11 protein-coding genes are annotated in these 19,246 nt (G+C 37.1%); 10 read left to right on the forward strand and 1 reads right to left on the reverse strand.

Going from position 1 to position 19,246, the window contains the following annotated elements; genetic code table 11:
- The first annotated feature begins 30 nt into the window (after positions 1 to 30).
- From AC0L6O_RS12860 to AC0L6O_RS12870, 3 genes are read left to right on the forward strand one after another with little or no spacing between them, the layout of a single operon-like run.
- The gene (locus AC0L6O_RS12860) at positions 31 to 3,174 is read left to right on the forward strand and encodes a PVC-type heme-binding CxxCH protein (RefSeq protein WP_473302872.1); all 3,144 of its coding nucleotides are present in this window, start codon (positions 31 to 33) and stop codon (positions 3,172 to 3,174) included.
- Positions 3,175 to 3,177: 3 nt separating this feature from the next.
- Complete coding sequence (locus AC0L6O_RS12865) at positions 3,178 to 4,143, forward strand: ThuA domain-containing protein (RefSeq protein WP_473302873.1); 966 nt, start codon at positions 3,178 to 3,180, stop codon at positions 4,141 to 4,143.
- A gap of 16 nt (positions 4,144 to 4,159) precedes the next feature.
- Positions 4,160 to 5,881 carry a PQQ-dependent sugar dehydrogenase gene (locus AC0L6O_RS12870; protein WP_473302874.1) on the forward strand — a complete coding sequence of 574 codons (1,722 nt, stop codon included), beginning with the start codon at positions 4,160 to 4,162 and terminating at the stop codon, positions 5,879 to 5,881.
- Between the two features lie 5 nt (positions 5,882 to 5,886).
- Here the strand turns inward: AC0L6O_RS12870 and AC0L6O_RS12875 are convergent, their stop codons facing one another.
- Entirely contained in the window at positions 5,887 to 6,900 is a 1,014-nt protein-coding gene (locus tag AC0L6O_RS12875; protein ID WP_473302876.1) for a LacI family DNA-binding transcriptional regulator, read from the reverse strand.
- Positions 6,901 to 7,248: 348 nt separating this feature from the next.
- Here AC0L6O_RS12875 and AC0L6O_RS12880 point away from each other — a divergent pair, with 348 nt between their 5' ends.
- The 7 genes from AC0L6O_RS12880 (at position 7,249) to AC0L6O_RS12910 (ending at position 19,228) form a co-directional block, all read left to right on the forward strand.
- Positions 7,249 to 10,314 carry a SusC/RagA family TonB-linked outer membrane protein gene (locus AC0L6O_RS12880; RefSeq protein WP_473302877.1) on the forward strand — a complete coding sequence of 1,022 codons (3,066 nt, stop codon included), beginning with the start codon at positions 7,249 to 7,251 and terminating at the stop codon, positions 10,312 to 10,314.
- Positions 10,315 to 10,322: 8 nt separating this feature from the next.
- Entirely contained in the window at positions 10,323 to 11,852 is a 1,530-nt protein-coding gene (locus tag AC0L6O_RS12885) for a RagB/SusD family nutrient uptake outer membrane protein (RefSeq protein WP_473302878.1), read from the forward strand.
- A 163-nt stretch (positions 11,853 to 12,015) separates the two neighbouring features.
- A complete protein-coding gene (locus tag AC0L6O_RS12890) occupies positions 12,016 to 12,846 on the forward strand; it encodes a cupin domain-containing protein (protein ID WP_473302880.1) in 831 nt (276 codons plus the stop codon).
- Between the two features lies 1 nt (position 12,847).
- Complete coding sequence (locus tag AC0L6O_RS12895) at positions 12,848 to 15,145, forward strand: polysaccharide lyase 6 family protein (RefSeq protein ID WP_473302881.1); 2,298 nt, start codon at positions 12,848 to 12,850, stop codon at positions 15,143 to 15,145.
- Positions 15,146 to 15,152: 7 nt separating this feature from the next.
- A complete protein-coding gene (locus AC0L6O_RS12900) occupies positions 15,153 to 17,378 on the forward strand; it encodes an alginate lyase family protein (protein ID WP_473302883.1) in 2,226 nt (741 codons plus the stop codon).
- Between the two features lie 151 nt (positions 17,379 to 17,529).
- Positions 17,530 to 17,871 (forward strand): cupin domain-containing protein, encoded by a 342-nt coding sequence (locus tag AC0L6O_RS12905; protein ID WP_473302884.1) that lies wholly within the window; start codon positions 17,530 to 17,532, stop codon positions 17,869 to 17,871.
- Between the two features lie 58 nt (positions 17,872 to 17,929).
- Positions 17,930 to 19,228 carry an MFS transporter gene (locus tag AC0L6O_RS12910; protein WP_473302885.1) on the forward strand — a complete coding sequence of 433 codons (1,299 nt, stop codon included), beginning with the start codon at positions 17,930 to 17,932 and terminating at the stop codon, positions 19,226 to 19,228.
- Positions 19,229 to 19,246: the final 18 nt, after the last annotated feature.

Below are 19,246 nucleotides of genomic sequence, written 5' to 3' on the forward strand. Positions count from 1 at the left end.
TCAACCAACCTTATAAATACTTAAACCTGAATGTTAAATTCTTTCATTCGAAACCTTAGCCTTTGCCTCTTAGCGGCTACTGTTTTTATTGGCTGTAAGCCAGACAAAAACTATCTTAAACTTTCCCAAAACAGTCACATTACACTTATAGGAAATAACCTATGTTCTAGCATGATGAACTATGGCTATTTTGAGACAGAAATGCATCTCAGAAACCCTGAAAAAAATCTGTACATAAGAAATATGTGCGATGGTGGCGACACGCCAGGTTTCAGACCACATTCTGGTAGAGTTTCTCCATGGGCATTTCCCGGAGCCGAAAAGTTTCAAACAGATTTAGCTCAAAAGTCTAATAGCCAAGGGCATTTTGAAACACCTGACGAGTGGATTGGAAAACATAAAACAGATATTATAATTGCATGCTTCGGTTTTTCTGAATCTTATGCTGGCCCAGCTGGCTTAGATAATTTCAAGGGAGAGCTTTCTGCTTTCATTGAACATACCTTAGCTCAAAAATATAACGACACCTTGGCTCCTCAGCTAGCTTTGGTCTCACCTATCGCATTTCAAGACCTTTCTGATAAACTTGATTTGCCAAATGGCAAAACCGAAAACGAGAATTTAGCTTTATACGCATCTGCCATTGAAGAAGTCGCTGCTAAATATGAAGTTCTTTTTCTTGATGCCTTCGGACCGAGCAAAGATTGGTTTGACACTGGATTACAATTTACAACCAACGGGCAGCAGCTGAATGATGCTGGATATCAAAAATTCTCTGAATTACTAGTTGATGGCGTTTTTGGAGAATCTTCTGTAAAAAATGAAGATTTACGAGCAGAAGTCAAAGAAGCCGTTTTAGAGAAAAATTGGTTTTGGCACAATGACTATAAAATTCCGAATGGTGTTCACGTTTTTGGTAGAAGGTATAATCCTTTTGGAAACGACAACTATCCTGAAGAATTAATCAAAGTGCGTCAAATGACGGTTATCAGAGACACTTTGATATGGAATACTGTCAATGAGAAACCTTATGATTTAGCTGCTGCAGATGCTAAAACACAAGACTTACACCCTATTGAAACAAATTTTAAATTAAAGGATAAGACCCGTTACCTTAACCAAGACGAAATAATGGACGCCTTTACCATGGCTCCAGGTTATAAAATTGACCTTTTTGCTTCCGAAGCAGAGTTTCCTGAATTAGCTAATCCTTCTCAAATAGCATTTGACAATAAAGGTAGACTTTGGGTAGCAGTAATGCCTACCTACCCACATTATAAGCCAGGCGATGCAAAGCCAAATGACAAATTGATAATTTTAGAAGATACAGATGGTGATTTTAAGGCTGATAAATTGACCGTTTTTGCGGATAAACTTCATATTCCTGCTGGATTTGAATTTGCACCGGAAGGTGTTTACATTTCTCAAGGAACTAACCTTAAACTATATACTGATACTGATGGTGACGATGTAGCCGATAAGTCTGAAATAGTATTAAGCGGTTTTGACGACCATGACACACACCACGTAATCAGTGCTTTCTGTGCAGACCCATCTGGTGCATTATATATGGGTGAAGGTGTTTTCTTACATACTAATGTGGAAACTCCTTACGGAACAGTTAGAGCTACTAACGGTGGCTTTTACAGATATTCACCTCAAAAACATAAACTAGAAAGAACAGCTCAGCTGTCAATTCCAAATCCTTGGGGAATAGCGTTTGACGAATGGGGACAAAACTTCTTTGCACATACCTCCGGTCCTGACATGAACTGGATGATGCCAGGTACTATCAAATCTAAATACGGATTATCAAATCCTGGGTCCAGAAACTTGATTGAAGATGCACACCGTGTTAGACCAACTTCTGGTTTAGAATTTATTCATAGCAGACATTTCCCAGACAATGTGCAGGGAGACTTCCTTATCAATAATACCATTGGTTTCTTGGGAACCAAAATGCACACTATGGTAGATGACGGTACTGGCTACACATCAAAACATAGAATGGACTTGGTGAAGAGTACTGATACTAATTTCAGACCAGTAGACATGGAGTTTGCTCCTGATGGCTCTTTATATCTTGCAGACTGGCATAATGTGCTAGTAGGCCATATGCAGCATAATGCTAGAGACCCATTGCGTGACCATGTTCATGGAAAAATTTACAGAATAACTTATCCATCTAGACCATTGCTAACACCTGCCAAAGTAGCTGGAGCAAGTATCACGGAGCTTTTAGATAATCTTAAACTTCCGGAATACCGTACTAGATACAGAACAAGAAGAGAGCTAAGAGAAAGAAACAGTCAAGAAGTGCTTACCGCACTATCTAAATGGGTAAGCGACTTAGATAAAGCTGATGAGCGATATGAACATAATTTATTAGAGGCTCTTTGGACATCTTGGGGACTAAATAATATAGATGAGAACTTACTTAAGCAGTGCCTATCGGCCAATGACCATAAAGTAAGAGCAGCAGCTGTCAAAGTACTTAGGTATGTAGGACAAGAAATACCAGACCAACTAGCTCTATTAAAAGTAGCGGCAGCCGACCCACATGGCAGAGTGCGTTTGGAGGCTTTGGCGGCTGGAACTTGGCTTGATGATGCTTCTGCTAAAGAAGTTTTAGCCATAGTAGGACAAAATCCTTTAGACGACTGGATGCAAAAAACATATGATGCAGCTTTAGCTCATATGATACCTTTTGACCCAGTAGCCAACCCTGATGATGTAGCACCTTTGGTGGAGAGCGTGATAAAAAGAGAAGTGATTCTTAACGGAAAAGAGATTTTTGAAAGAGACGGATTCTGTGCTACCTGTCATCAAACGGATGGAAAAGGTTTAGAATCTTCTGGTTTCCCTCCTTTAACTAAAAACGAATGGGTTTCTGGAAGTCCGGAACGTTTAGTTAAATTAGTGATGAAAGGAATTTATGGGCCTATTACAGTCAGTGGCAAAAAATATCCTGGTCAAGTTCCTATGACGCCTTTTGGAGGAATGCTTACTGATGATGAACTAGCTTCGGTACTTACCTATGTAAGAAAGTCTTTTGGAAACAATGCAGAAGCCATTTACCCAGAACATGTAGCCGCTATTCGTAAGAAAATAGCATCTAAAGAAGGCTTTTACACGCCAGAAGAATTACTGAAAGAACACCCTATAACCGAATAAAACATGTTTTCAAGAATTTTAAGTTTTGCTGCACTCCTATTTATAGGTGTCAGCTCATGTACTAGCACCGAAACTAAAACGGAAAAACCACCGCATATCGTTTTTGTCATTGGTGATGAAGAATATCGCTCAGAAGAATCAATGCCTATGTTGGCTAAAATTCTTAAAAGAGAGTTAAATGCTGATATTAGCCTATGTTATTCTGTGGACAGCACGGGTACCATAGACCCTAACAGACTAGACCATATTGAAGGTTTAGAAGCATTAGAAACTGCCGATTTAATGGTAATGTTTACCAGATTTAGGGCTTTGCCGAAAGAAGAGGCAAAATACATTACAGACTACGCGGAATCAGGAAAACCAATGGTGGGCTTTAGAACTGCTACGCATGCGTTTATGTATAAGACAGATTCTACCATGCAGCATCTTAATAATGAATGGACTACAAAAGTTTTTGGCCAACAATGGATAACCCATCATGGGCATTTTGCTGATGGTCATGGGGAACTTACATCTGTAAGTTTATTACCAGATGTTGAATCACCTATTCTTAATGGTGTTAAACCTTTTGACGCATTTTCATGGCTTTACCATGTAGATGGAGGAGATTGGAAATTATATGGTGACAGTAAACCTTTATTGGAAGGTCTTTCGTTAAAATCAAATCACGAAGCCAAAGGACAATTGGATAAATTTCCACTAACTAATCCTGTGGCCTGGACTAAAACTTACGCAGGACAGACTAGTACGCCTGCTAGAGTATTTTTCACCACTTTAGGGCATCCTTATGATTTCAAAAATGAGTCTATGCGAAAACTTGCTCTTAATGGTATTTATTGGGCTTTAGGAAAAGAAGCAAATATTCCAGAGAATGGAGTTAATGCCGAGTTTGTAGATACGTATGAACCTAATAATTCTGGGATGGGCGATAAATTCAAACATGGAATGAAGCCTGAAATAATAAAATAGTAAAAAGAAAATACCCTTGAAAAAAACAATCCTATTAAGTTTCGGTCTTTTAACAGCAAGTACACTCGTTTTTCAAGCTTGTAAAACAGGACCAAAAAGTAATACATCTGATAAAGTAACATCAACAGCAGCTGCAATAGCACAGGGAAAAAGTGTATTTGAAAATAGCTGTGCCGCTTGTCATAATTTTGAAAGTAACGGCATTGGTCCAAGTTTGGCTGGAGTTACAAGAGAACTCAGCAGAGATGAGGTCATAGCTTTTATTTCAAATCCGAAAAAAGTCATTGACTCCGGTAATGAAAGAGCAGTTAAACTACAGAAAAAGTACAAATCGGTAATGCCTTCTTACTTTATTCTAGGTAAGGAAAAAATTGCCAGTTTAGTGGCTTACCTAGATACTTACAGAGATTTGGTGAAACCTTTTGAAATTGATGAAGAAGGAATTATTGAAGACCCAATTCCAAAGAAGATTGAAAAAGCTGATTTTGTGGTCAATCTTGAATATGCCTTTCAAATACCCGCCTCTAGTGAGGAATTACCTCTTACCAGAATCACTAAAATGGAGCCGCACCCTAATACGGGTGATGTTTATGTTTGTGATATCAATGGAAAACTCTATCGTGTGAAGAATAATAAGCCTGAATTATATATGGACGTTCAGGCTCTGATGCCTAACTTCAAACAGAAATCTGGCTGGGCTACAGGTTTTGGAAGCTATGCTTTTCATCCTGATTTCGAAAACAATGGTTTGATGTATACTTCGCACACTGAGCCAACGGATACTCAAAAAGCAGATTTTCCACTTCCTGAAGAGGTCTCATCACAGCTTCAGTGGATTGTTCAAGAATGGAAAACAAACAATCCGAAAGGAATGCCTTTCAATGGTACCAACCGAGAACTTTTTAGAATGGACATGGCTACGCGAGCTCATGGGATGCAAAATATTTCTTTCAACCCCACTGCCAAAAAGGGAGATAAAGACTATGGTAATCTATATATAGGTATTGGAGATGGTGGTTCGGTAGAAAGAAAATTCCCTTATGTGGCTAATGGTAAACATTCACCATGGGGAAGTATCTTAAGAATTGACCCATCGGGAAATAACAGTGCTAATGGAAAATATGGCATTCCGTCTGATAATCCTTTTGTGAACATCACTGGTGAGAAAGTAGTGAAAGAAGTTTACGCCAATGGTTTTAGAAATCCACATAGATTTACGTGGACCAAAGAAGGTAAAATGCTAAGTGCTAATATAGGTCAACATAACATGGAAGACGTCTATGTAGTTAAGCCTGGAGCCAATCACGGGTGGCCAAGAAGGGAGGGTTCTTTTGGTATAAACAGTCAAGAAAGTATGCATAAGCTTTATAAACTAAGTGAAGAAGAAATGCAAGACGGAGTTACCTACCCTACTTTAGAATATGACCATGACGAAGGCAATGCAGTATGTGGTGGTTTTGTATACTATGGCACAGATATTCCTTCTTTAACTGGAAAGTATATATTTGGCGATATTTTAAAAGGTCGCCTATTCTTTGCTGACGAAAGCAAAATGGAGGCTGGGAAAGCCATCGATTTCCAAGAAATGAGAATTGCATTAGATGGAAAAGAAACGACTTTGTTAGAAATGACTAACAACGGGCATGCAAAGTTAAGACTAGGAATAGATGCCAATGGAGACATCTATTTATTCTCAATGAACGACGCTAAAGTTTATAGGCTAGCAAGCCAACAATAATTATTTTAAAAAGTAGATGAGTCACGAATCTTAAGTTCAGGTTGAAAAACCTCGGTTCGTGGCTCATATTCTCCCTCAGCATTTAACTCCTCAATAAACAGCCTAGCTGCCATTTTCCCCATTTCAAATGCAGGTTGAGATACACTTGAAATAGAAGGAGAAAGCAAACTCATAATAGGCTCATCATTAAAACCAACTAAAGCAATGTCTTCTGGCATTCTTAATCCTTTATCTTTAATTGCCATATAGGCTCCCAGAGCCAATCTGTCGCTAATGGCAAAAATAGCGTCAGGAAGATTTTTCAACCTCAGCAATTCCATAGTTTTCAAATAGGCATTGTCTTTATCAAATTTACCATGCACTATTAAAGACTCGTCTAAACTCATTCCAGCTTCTTTTAGAGCCTTTAAGTATCCATTCTCTCTAGAGTTACTTATTTCAAGGTTTTTTTCTGCACCTAAATAAGCTATTCTTTTACAACCCTTGCTTATCAAATGCTTTACGGCTTTATAAGCACCGAGCTCATTATCCAAAACTACTTTAGAAGCTTTTATGTCTGGAGTATCCCTGTCAAAAAACACAACGGGCATATTCCTTTTAAGAATCTTCTTAATATGATCTATATTTTGAGTTTCACTACTTAATGAAACTATTAAGCCTTCCACCTGGCTATTCATTATTCGCTGCGTGTTAGCCAGCTCTCTCCCATAAGATTCATTTGATTGACTTATTACTACTGTATAGCCAGCTTCCATGGCAGCCTCGTCAATACCTTTCACGGCAGAAGCAAAGAAGTAATCCATGTTTGGTACCACCACGCCTATCAAGTGAGAATTTTGTTTCACCAAACTTGTAGCCACCATGTTTGGCTGGTAATCCACCTCTTCTGCATACTTAATTATACGCTCTCGTGTTTCAGGATTTACCTCAGGCATATCTCTAAGTGCTCTTGAAACAGTAGATATAGAAACACCAAGCTCTTTGGCTATAAGCTTGATAGTGGGTGCTTTGCTTTTCATTGGACTAGTCTAAAAGGAAAATGAAAAATTGTATTATTAACAGAATCAGGAAACTGTATTACCTAATCATAGAATAATGCCAGTTTTAGTGATTTGGTGATTCTTTTCAATATTAGAAACATAATTGCAATTTTTCAATATTACTTCCAATAAATTTATTTAAAAATACAAACGTTACCGGAAACGTTTTCATAGCTTTTATTGCATTTTATCGTGTTTTTCTTTGAGTTTTTTTATCGCAATTATCATTTAGCCTCCTAACTTTATGATGTAATCGAGGGAAACAACAAACCTAAAAACTTACAAAAACTAGTAATATTCTAATATCAAAACCTAAATATTAACTCTATGAAATTAACATTTTTACAAAAGAGAAAGAAAGGACTAAAGCAGGCAGCACTGCTTTTTCTGGCTCTCGGGATTTCTACGGTATCGCTTGCGTTTGACCGAAGTATAACTGGAGTAGTTACTGCGTCTGAAGATAACACTCCAATGGTTGGGGTAAGTGTAACCATAAAAGGTACTACTAACGGTACAATAACAGATATTGACGGTAAGTACAGCCTTAACTCTCCTGACAATGGTACATTGGTTTTTAGTTTTATTGGTTACACTACTAAAGAAGTAGCCATTGGAAATCAAACTTTGATTAATGTAAGTCTTGACTCAGATTCTGAAGCTTTAGACGAAATTGTAGTTGTTGGTTATGGTGCCCGAAGAAAAAGTGACATTACCGGGGCTGTATCATCTGTTAAGTCTGAAGAGTTAACTGCATTTCCTGTATTAGACGCAGCACAAGCACTTCAAGGTCGTGCAGCTGGAGTAGTAGTTCAATCTAATAATGGTGGGGAGCCTGGAGCACCTATTAATATAAAAATTAGAGGTAATACATCTATTAGTGCAAATAGTTCCCCGCTTATAGTAGTAGACGGTTTTGTGGGTGGAACAATGCCACAACCTAATGATATTCAATCTTTAGAAGTTCTTAAAGATGCATCTGCAACGGCCATTTATGGTTCAAGAGGTTCAAATGGTGTTGTATTGGTTACAACTAAGAAAGGGAGAAACGGTAAACTAACTGTTGAACTTAATTCTACTTATTCTATTCAAGATGTAGCAAACAGACTTGATTTGTTAAACGCAGACGAATTTGCAAGTTATCAAAATCAGATAAGAGCTAACAATGATATCTCTACACCTTATCCTCAAGGAACAGCAGATACAGACTGGCAAGACCAAATCTATAAATCAGGTAGCACACAGAATCATCAGGTTTCATTTTCTGGAGGTTCTGATAAAATGAATTTTTATGCTTCTGGTAACTATTTTAACCAAGATGGTATTGTAGTTAATTCTGGTTTCGAAAGAGCTACCTTCTTAACAAATATTGACGCACAAGCTACCAAAAAATTAAAACTAGGAGTTAATCTTTTTGGAAGCAGAGGTACTAAAGATGGTGTTACAACGCAATCAGATGGTTCTGTAACAGTAGGTGGAGATGATGTAATTTCTTTAGCTATGAGATTTGCACCAGACAAACCTGTTCAAGATTCAAATGGTAATTTTACTACAAATGATGCTATTGGAGATGAAGTAGATAATCCGTTCGCTGTAGCTACAGCAAGGGTAGACGAAACTACTATTAATAACTTTAGGTCAAATGTTTATGCCAATTATGACATTTTAGACAACCTTACTTTCAAAACTACTTTAGGTTTAAGTAGTCAAAACTTGACCAGAGGAGTTTATCAACCTTCAACATTGAAAATCACAGCTTCAGGAGTAGGCGGAAGAGCGAGAATTACAGATGCTCAAAGAGCTACTATTTTGAGTGAAAACTACTTGACTTATACTAACGAAATAGGAAAAGGAGATTTAACTTTATTAGCTGGTTATTCATATCAAAAAAATACAACAAAAGCATTTTCTTCAGCTGGTACAGGTTTTCTTTCAGATGCTTTTTCTTACTATGCTTTAGGAACTGCTACAGGTATTTTACAACCTTCTTCATCATTATCAGTAGTAGAAATTCAATCTCAATTTGGTAGAGTGAATTACGATTTTGACGACAGATACTTATTAACTGCCACTGTAAGAAGAGATGGAGCATCAAATTTTGCGGCAAATAGAAAATATGCAATTTTCCCTTCAGCGGCTATTGGTTGGAGAATTTCTAATGAAGGCTTTTTTAACCCAGACAGCAAAATTTCTAATTTGAAACTAAGAGCTAGTTATGGTGTAACAGGTAATCCATCAATTAGCCCTTACCAGTCTTTAGCTAGGGTTGCAAGTCTTTACGCTTCTAGAAATGGACAAACAGTTTTTGCAATTACGCCAGACCAACCTGCTAACCCAGACTTAAAATGGGAGTCTTCTTATCAAGCAAACGTAGGTTTGGATATGGGTCTAATTAATAATAGAATCAATCTATCTTTAGATTATTATAACATTGACACCAAAGACTTAATTCTAGGTAACAATGGTATTCCTGAATACTTTGGATTTTCAAATGATGAAATCTTAACCAACCTTGGAGAGATTAACAACAGAGGATTTGAAATTTCCTTAAACTCAAGAAACATAGTTGAAGGTGACTTTACATGGAGTACAGACTTTAACTTGTCTAAAAACAAAAACAAAGTTGTAAGCTTAATTAATGATGCTGACCTATTTGGTAATGCAGCTCCAAGTTATTTTAGTCATGACCGTAGCTATGTCTTAAGAGTAGGTGAAGAAGTTGGTCTTTTCTGGGGATATCAATATGCAGGTGTTTACCAAGGTGGTGACTTACCAGCAGGTACACAAACTTTAACAGGCGGTGTAGCTGGTGACCCATTATTTACTGATACAGATGGTAATGGTGAAATCACTGAAGCAGACAGAACAATTATAGGTAATCCTAATGCAAACTTCACTTACGGATTTACAAATAACTTCTCTTATAAAAACTTTGATTTAAACGTCTTTTTCCAAGGTTCTCAAGGCGGAGATATTTTCAATATGACTAATGTTCAATTGAACAATGGTGATGCAAATACCACTAGAGACTATTTTAATAATGCTTGGTCAAGTTCAAATACAGACACAGACCAACCGCGTGTAGGAAATAACTCTAACAGAGAAATTTCTTCTCGATTTGTAGAAGATGGTAGCTACCTAAGATTGAAGAACGTGGCCTTAGGATATAATTTACCTACAAGAATTACTGATAAGTTAAAAGTTGGTGGAGTTAGATTATCATTCAGTGCTCAAAATCTATTAACGTTTACAAAGTATTCTGGTTTAGATCCTGAGGTTAACTACTTCGGAGCTGATGGTGATAATAACACCTCTAGTAATACAATTCAAGGATTTGACTTTGGTAACTATCCAACAGTAAAATCATTCAGCTTTAACCTTAATGTGAAAATTTAATTAGAAATATGAAAAACTTAAAATATATACTCCTTGTAATAGGAGTTTCGATGGTAGGATGTTCAGACTTAAAAGAAGATCCTGTAGGTTTATTAGCTCCAGATGGTTTCTTTAAAACCACAAACGATATCCAAACTGCAGTAGACGGTGCATTTACACATGCTATCAATGAAAAGTTTTGGGGAAGAAAGCTTTCAATAGCCCTGATGTTACGCTCTGACATGGTAGATCTTGCCTCTAACGAGACAAGAAGAGTTGAAAATAACGACTTCACTACCTTGGCTAGTAATGGAATGATAAGCGAGTTTTGGCCAAAAACATATCAAGGAATTGCAGCAGCTAACCAAGCAATAGCAGGTGCTGAATCTGTAAATGCAGCGGAAGATGTTAAAAACGCCGTGACTGCTCAAGCTCATTTCATCAGAGCATTTTATTACTTCCATTTAGTAAGACTTTTTGGAGATGTACCATACATTGATGCACCTATAAGCGATGCAGCTGCAGCAGCAAGTATCAGTAGAACTCCAGCTTCAGAAGTGTATGCCAACATAATTAAAGACCTAGAATATGCAAAAAAATGGTTGCCAAATACACAACCTTCTAGGGCTATACCTGCTAAATCAGCAGCTAGTTCGTATTTAGCACTGGTACATTTAACTATGGGTAATTATCAAAATGCTTTTAACGAAGCAAAAGAGGTAATTGACAATGCTGGAACTTATGATTTAGCTTTAGAGTCGAATTTTCAAAACTTATTCAATGCGACTAAAATTGATGCTTCTAAAGAACCAATATTTGCATTAGACTATAATAATTTTGAAGCTCCTAATAATGCTTATGACCAAATTGCTCCAATGACTGGTATCAGAGGAGACGATAGAAATTCAGGTGGCGGTTGGTCTGTAACGGTTCCCTCTCTTGCAGTATATGAGACATGGGCTGCTGGCGATTATAGAAGAGCAGTTAGCTTAGACGACCAAGCATCAATTGGCGGCACTGTAGTTACTTACGAAAACTTTGATATCAGTGGACATCAGTTTGCTAAGAACAGACCTTACAATGCCAAGTATACACGTTTCCCTGGTGCATTTGCTCGTGGAAACGCTAGAGCCACTAGTCATAACTACTCTATGTTACGTTATGCAGAGGTATTATTAATTGCGGCAGAAGCAGCAGTAGAAATTGGAGACAATGCTTCAGCTTCTTCATATTTAAATCAAGTAAGAGCTAGAGCTAGAATGGGTGGTTCTGTTGGAACTGGTGCTGGTACTTCAGTTACCGTTGCTCCTAGTGATGTTCCTGCCAACATTACAGGAACCGTTACTGTTTCTGATGTTTTAGAAGAACGTAGATTAGAACTTGCTTTTGAGTGTAAAAGATGGTACGACATTGCAAGAAGAAAAATAGGTGGAGAGGTATTTAGTGCTTCTGGTTTAGAAGGAGAAAAACCAAACTTTAGTGCAGATGATTACTTATTACCATTACCTGCAGATGAGATAGAAAGAAACCCTAATCTAACTCAAAACCCAGGGTACTAAGTTTTTTAAAGGATTAATATTGGATAATTAATTTTAACGAAATCCATACCTAAGGTGGGGCTTTCAAAGTATTTGAAAAGATACAATGCGAGTCCCACCAAGGAATGGATGAAAAAAGCTTCTAGAGTTCCAAAAGGAAACCAAAATCAAGAAATCGGAATCAATGAAAAGTAAAATAACTTTAATCGCTATTTCCATAGCCCTTTTGTCTTCTGCGTTTTGTTCAGCTCAGGAAATTCAAGTAGAAAACCTAGTCACTACTTTACCAGCAAGCACCAAAGAATACAGTAAAACGATACTTGAGAATGAAATTGGTGGAATTACAGTTACTCAATTCTCTATTACTGGGGATGTAACAAAGAAGGAACTTCAAGATGAAAACTACAGAGACATATACGTTTTTGTAAAAGGAAACGGAAAGCTAATAGCCAAAGAAAAAAGCTTTGACATAGTACCAGAAACAGTACTTGTTCAAAACGCAATAAAAGACATAGCCTTAAAGGCAGAAAAAAACGATACACTCCATTTTTTAAAAATATCGAGCCTTTTAACAAAACAAGACAAGCTAGACTTGTTAGAATTCCCAAAAGAAAACACACAAGAAGTTTACTTTAAAAAATTCACAGACTGCCAAGCTTATACAGAACCTATTAAAAGCCCTAACACCGTAAGTAGAACAATTTTCCCTAACAAATATATACCAAGAATAGCCATGGGGACAGTACAAGCCTCAGGCCCAGACAAAGTAGCTCCACATGAGCATGGAATGCTAGAGCAATTGTTTTTAGGACTTGAAGGAAACGATATTGTTGTTTACGCCGATGAGGCTCAAACAAACCTTCCATCTTATTCATTATTGCATATTCCATTAGGTTCTAGCCACTCAGTAAAAGTGGACGAAGGTAAAGAAATGTACTACATATGGATGGATTTCTTTTTAGATAAAAAAGGTGAAGAATGGCTAAAAACACATAATGCAATCACAAAACCCTAACATGAAGAAAGTAAATTTAATTAAAGCTATTGACTTTGTTAATTCAGAAACCAAACTAGTGGGTAATCACATAATGGAGACAAGCTTAGCTTGCAAAAAAGCCATTCAAACTTCCCTATTGGTCTTTATAGGTCTAATGACAAGTTGTGTTGGCACTGCTCAAATGGTAAATAATCCATCGGAGTTACAGCTAGCTATAGCCGCGGCCAAACCAGGTTCCGTCATAACTATGGCAAATGGTACTTGGGATAACACTGAAATCCTTTTTGAAACATCAGGAACTTCAGAAAAACACATTACTCTTAATGCAGAAGAAAAAGGAAAAGTAATACTAACAGGAAAATCAAACCTTCGCATTGCTGGTGAATATTTATTGGTAGAAGGTTTAGTTTTCAAAAACGGGTTCTCCCCTACTTCTGAAGTAATTTCGTTTAAAAAAGACTCCAAAACATTAGCAAATAACTGTCGCCTTACCGAAGTAGTAATTGACAATTTTAATGGTTCTGAAAGGTATGATGTACAAGCATGGACTGTACTTTATGGCAAAAACAATAGAGTAGACCATTGCAGTTTTATAAATAAAAGAACACAAGGCGTAACGCTTATAGTAAGATTAAATACACCCGAAAGTGTAGAAAACAACCATCAGATTGACCATAACTATTTTGGACCACGTCAAAACTTAGGTTCTAATGGTGGCGAAACCTTGAGAATAGGGACAAGCCACTTTTCAATGATGAACTCAAGGTCAATTGTGGAATACAACCACTTTGACAGATGCGATGGTGAGATTGAAATTATTTCAAATAAATCTGGTCAAAACACGTACCGATACAACACTTTTTTTGAAAGCAAAGGTACTTTAACCATCCGTCATGGTAATGAAACACTCGTAGAAGGAAATGTTTTAATTGGTAATGGCGTAGCCAACACCGGTGGCATTAGAGTTATCAATGAGAAACAAACCGTAATAAACAATTACCTAGAAGGTCTTACAGGAAACAGGTTTAGAGGGTCTCTTACTATAATGAACGGAGTGCCGAATTCTCCACTAAACAGGTATGTTTCTGTAAAAGAGTCAAAGGTCTCTAACAATACTGTTATCAACTGCGAGCATATAGAACTATGTGCAGGAAGTGATTCTGAAAGAAGTGCCATTCCTACTACCACCTCATTTTCTAATAATATCATCTCCTCTAAATCTTCTGATATTTTCGGAATTTTTGATGATATCTCAGGCATAGATTTCAGAAATAATCTTGTTTCTCCAGAAGTAAAGAAACCTACCAAAAAAGGCTTTGAAGCCAAGAAACTACAGTTCGAAAGAGCCAAAAATGGTTTACTAGTACCGCAAAACGGAACTACCAATATAGGAGCCAATATCACCCACGACTTCGCAAATAGAATAAATACTGGTGCTAATTGGTATAAAACAGAAACTGTGGACGTTGCTTTTAATTCAGGAAAAGTAATACCCGTTAGCATTGGTCTTAATTCACTTCAAGAAGCCATTGAAAATTCAGCTCCTGGTGACATACTCTTATTAGAATCATCTAAAGCTTACAACACATCTAAAAACATCCTTATTCATCACCCTATAACCATCAAAAGTAACGGAGCTGAAAAAGCTAATTTACTTTTTGAAACAAAGTATCTATTCAAAATAGAAAATGGTGGTAGCCTTAAATTGGAAGGTCTTTCTATTGATGGTGAAGAAGCCCCTGATGGCCCATTAAACGCGGTGATAGCTACTAGCAAATATTCGATGAATAAAAACTATAAACTGATAGTTGACAACTGTGACTTCCATAACCTTGATGTAAATAATTTCTTTAACGTGCTTTATGTAGCACCTTCCACTTTTGCAGATAGCATCGCATTTACAAACTCTACTTTCAGGACTATCTCAGGCGATGTACTTGCCCTAAATAAAGAAACAGACGACATCGGAATTTACAATGCCGAGGCTGTAATTATAGAAAACTGCAGCTTTAAAGATGTAAAAGGCTCTGCTATTAACATGTACCGTGGTGGAAGAGACGAAAGTACCACAGCAGGAGTTCTTACAGTTAACAAGTCATTTTTTGAAAATGTAGGTCTAAAAAAAGGGTCTATAAACCTATTCGGTGTTCAGGTAGCGGATATTAAAAACTGTGTTTTCAAGAACACTGGAGCTTTTAATATCAATCTAACAGTAGGTGAGCCTCATAATATGATTCATGACTGTGTGATTGAAAAAACGCAGGAAATCAACATCACTGGAGAAGGTTACTCTAGTTCAAATCTAAAATTCAACTAGAATTACGATGATAAAAAAACTCATATATAACATTTCTCTTCTTTTCCTATTGGCTAGTTGCAAAGCCATAGGTCAAAATAATCATGAGCACATCATTATTAATAAGGCACAGCTTTCTTTTATCAAAGAGAACTTGGGGAAAGCTCCATTATTTGATAAAACTTTAGCAGAAGTTAAAGCGAATCTAGATGCGGAAATAGCCGCTGGTTTTGATGTACCTGTTCCTAAAGATTTAGCCGGTGGTTACACGCACGAAACCCATAAGAAGAATTACGTCTTAATGGAGCAAGCCGGTGCGGTATATAGAATTACGGAAGATGAAAAATATGCCTCATTTGTTAGAGACATGTTGTTAAAATATGTAGAGCTCTTCCCTACTTTAGGGCTGCATCCAGCCACAAAATCTTACTCAAGAGGAAAACTTTTTTGGCAATGTCTAAATGACGCAAACTGGCTAGTAAGTGTTAGCCAAGCCTATGATAATATTTATGAATGGTTGAATAATGGTGATCGTTTACTAATTGAAGCACAACTTTTAAAACCTTATGCAGAGTTCCTTTCCACCGGGAACCCGCAGTTTTTTAACAGAATTCATAACCATAGCACTTGGGCTTGTGCCGCTGTAGGGCTAACAGGTCTTGCTATTGGCGATGAGCAATTAGTCAAGAATGCTCTTTACGGTTTAGAAAATGATGGTATAAAGGCTAATGCTTATGATAACGATGGTGCACTTATCAAATCTGAAACAAAAGGTTTCTTAGCTCAAATTGATGGTTTGTTTTCTCCTGATGGTTTATACTCTGAAGGTCCTTACTATCACCGCTATGCCATTTATCCTTTTTTGCTGTTTGCCGTTGGGATTGAAAACGCAAAACCAGAGTTAGAAATCTTCAAATATAGAGTCGGTTCATTATTAAAGTCTGTCAATACTTTATTGGGAGAAAGTAATGAAAAAGGTGATTTTTTCCCTTTAAACGATGCTCAGAAAGGAATGTCCATTTATAATTCCTCACTAATTTCAGCAGTAGACATTTCTTACTATTATGGGAATAAAAATCCAGGTTTACTTTCCATAGCTAAAACCCAAGATGCTATCAAGCTAGATGCTTCAGGTATGGCGGTAGCTTTAAATCTGTCAAAAGCTGAACCAATGATTCGTCAATCCATGGTAATTAAGGATGGTAAAAACGGAGATATGGGAGCCTTGGGAATACTGAGGTCAGGCAATGGAAAAGAACTCGTTTTCAAATTTGGCTCGCAAGGTATGGGACATGGTCATTTTGACAAGCTCTCCTATTCTTTCTATAACAATGGAAATGAGATTGTTCAAGACTACGGCATGGCTCGTTTTGTAAACATTGAACAGAAGCATGGTGGTGGTTATCTCAAAGAAAACACAACGTTTGCGAAGCAAAGCATAGCTCATAATACGCTGGTAATTAATGAAACGTCACATTTCGGAGGAAGTACCGACAAAGGTGAATTACATGCCCCCTATCTTAATTTCAAAAACATTTCTGATGCTAAAATTCAGGTTATTTCAGCATCTGACAGCAATGCATATGATGGTATTAAAATGACCAGAACGCTATTTATGCTTGACGATTCGTTTTTTGACAATCCTATTACCATCGATTTGTTCAAAGTAAACAGTGAGAAACCAAATCAATACGACCTACCACTCTACTATAAAGGTCAATGGATATCGACAAATTTTGAATACCAAACTCCTGAAAATTTAGTCAAGCTAGGTTCGTCAAATGGGTATCAACATATATGGAAAGAAGCAGAGGCTGATCTAGATGGTTCTAATATCCAATTCACTTGGTTAAACCACGGTACGTTTTATACGTATACAGCTGCCAGTTATAAAGGTGATGAAGTTATAGCCGGAAGATTAGGTGCTACCGACCCAAATTTCAATTTGAGAAGAGACCCAATGTTAATTCAAAGAAGAAAAAGTAGCAAGACCACTTCTTTTGCTAGTGTTACCGAAACACATGGTTCATACTCTCCCATAAATGAGAAATCAATAAATCCTTACGGAAACATAAGGTCTATCAATATTGAATTAGACACTGAAGAATACACAGTACTTAAAATTAAGACTGACAGAAAAGAAGGCATTCTAGCCATAGCTAATACAGATTTTAACAGTAAACATACAATCAATTTTGAGGGCTCCAATCTTATATGGGAAGGGCCGTTCAATTTCAATTTAATAGAAAAGTAAGAATGACAGATTTAAAAAGTAAAGTAGCGATTAGATCGCCATTAAGAAGACCGAAAGAAGTAACATATCTAGCTCCAAGGCTTCTTCTTTTATAACAATATTGACATCAACGGAGGTATGACCTTTTCAAAATAAATAAACATATAATACAATGATAAAAAAATTGCAGGAAGCATTTGTTAAAGACAATTCAATGGAGTGGGACGTTTTAAACGACTCTGTTAAAAGAAAAATAATGTCATATGACGAAAGTCTTATGTTAGTTAAAGTTCACTTTAAAAAAGGTGGAATAGGCCCTATTCATGACCATTTCCATAGCCAAACTACGTATGTAGAAAGTGGAGCTTTTGAAGTAACCATTGATGGCGAAACCTCTCTTCTTAAAACAGGTGATGTTTTTTATATCAAACCACATGCTCCACATGGTGCAGTTTGTGTTGAAGAAGGGGTTTTATTAGACTTTTTCTCTCCAGTGAGGGAAGATTTTTTATAAATTCCTCCTTTATTCTCTCTCCTTATAATAGGAAAACATTGTCTCTAAACAGAAAAACATGAAATTAAAAGGATTACGCTGGTGGGTTATAGGCCTTATCGCATTTGCAACAATAATTAACTATATCGATAGACAAACACTAAGTGTGCTTTGGCCCGATATTGCAGATGAATTATATCCTGATAAGTCAAGCGACGAAAGAAAAGAGATTTACTCTTATATCTCAATAATTTTTGTATTCTCTTACGCTTTCGGACAGGCTATTTTCGGTAAAATATTTGACTGGATAGGAACCCGTTTAGGTTTTGCACTGTCCATTGGCGTTTGGTCATTGGCTACTGCTCTTCACGCTCTGGCTACCTCTTTTGGCTTATTCGCATTATTCAGGTCTATCTTGGGTGTAGCGGAAGCAGGAAACTGGCCAGGAGCCGCAAAAGCCAATTCCGAATGGTTTCCAACTAATGAGCGGGCATTTGCACAGGGTTTATTTAACTCTGGTGCGGCCATTGGTGGTATCATTTCCTTACCCTTAATTGCTGTTCTGACTATCTATTTTAGCTGGCAGTATATTTTTATCTTAGTAGGTCTAGTTGGATTGCTTTGGTTAATCCCGTGGTTTATTTTGGTAAAAGCACCACCAAAAAATCACTCTTGGTTAACTGAAAGTGAGAGACAATATATTTTAAGCGGACAAGTCAATGATGACAAAGACCCTGAAACTGACACTGATGAGTATAATCCAAATACAAAAGAATTATTAGCTCATAAAGAAAGCTGGGGCGTAATCTTAGCATCGGCAGCCCTTGACCCTATTTGGTGGTTATTTGTATTCTGGATACCCATTTACCTAAATGAGGTATACGGAATGGACGTAAAATCAATAGGTTTATATGGTTGGGTACCTTACGCAGGTGCAATGCTCGGTGCATGGTTTGGAGGCTTATTAGCTCAAAACAGACTAAAGAAAGGCTGGACAGTTAATAAGACAAGGAAAATGGTAATAACCCTAGGTTGTATTATCATGTTGCCAGCTTTGTTAGCCATGGCTAACCCTGGTGGACCTACTACAGCAGTAATAATAATGGCGGTTATATTATTTGGATTCCAGACCGCAATTGGAAACATCCAAACAATACCTAGCGACATTTTTAGCGGAAAAACAGTTGGTACTTTATCTGGATTTTCGGGTATGGCGGCCAAATTGGGAGCGGCGGCCTTAACCTACTTAGTACCCTGGCTAACCAGTGGTGGAAATTATACACCAGCTTTTATCATAGGTGCAGCTCTCGCATTAATTACAATGTTAAGTGTTTGGGTATTGATACCAAATATTAAACGACTGAAAAGAATACTTTAATTAAAGAAGAATAAATTT

It is taken from the genome of Arcticibacterium sp. GJ41-1 (genome assembly GCF_055808875.1).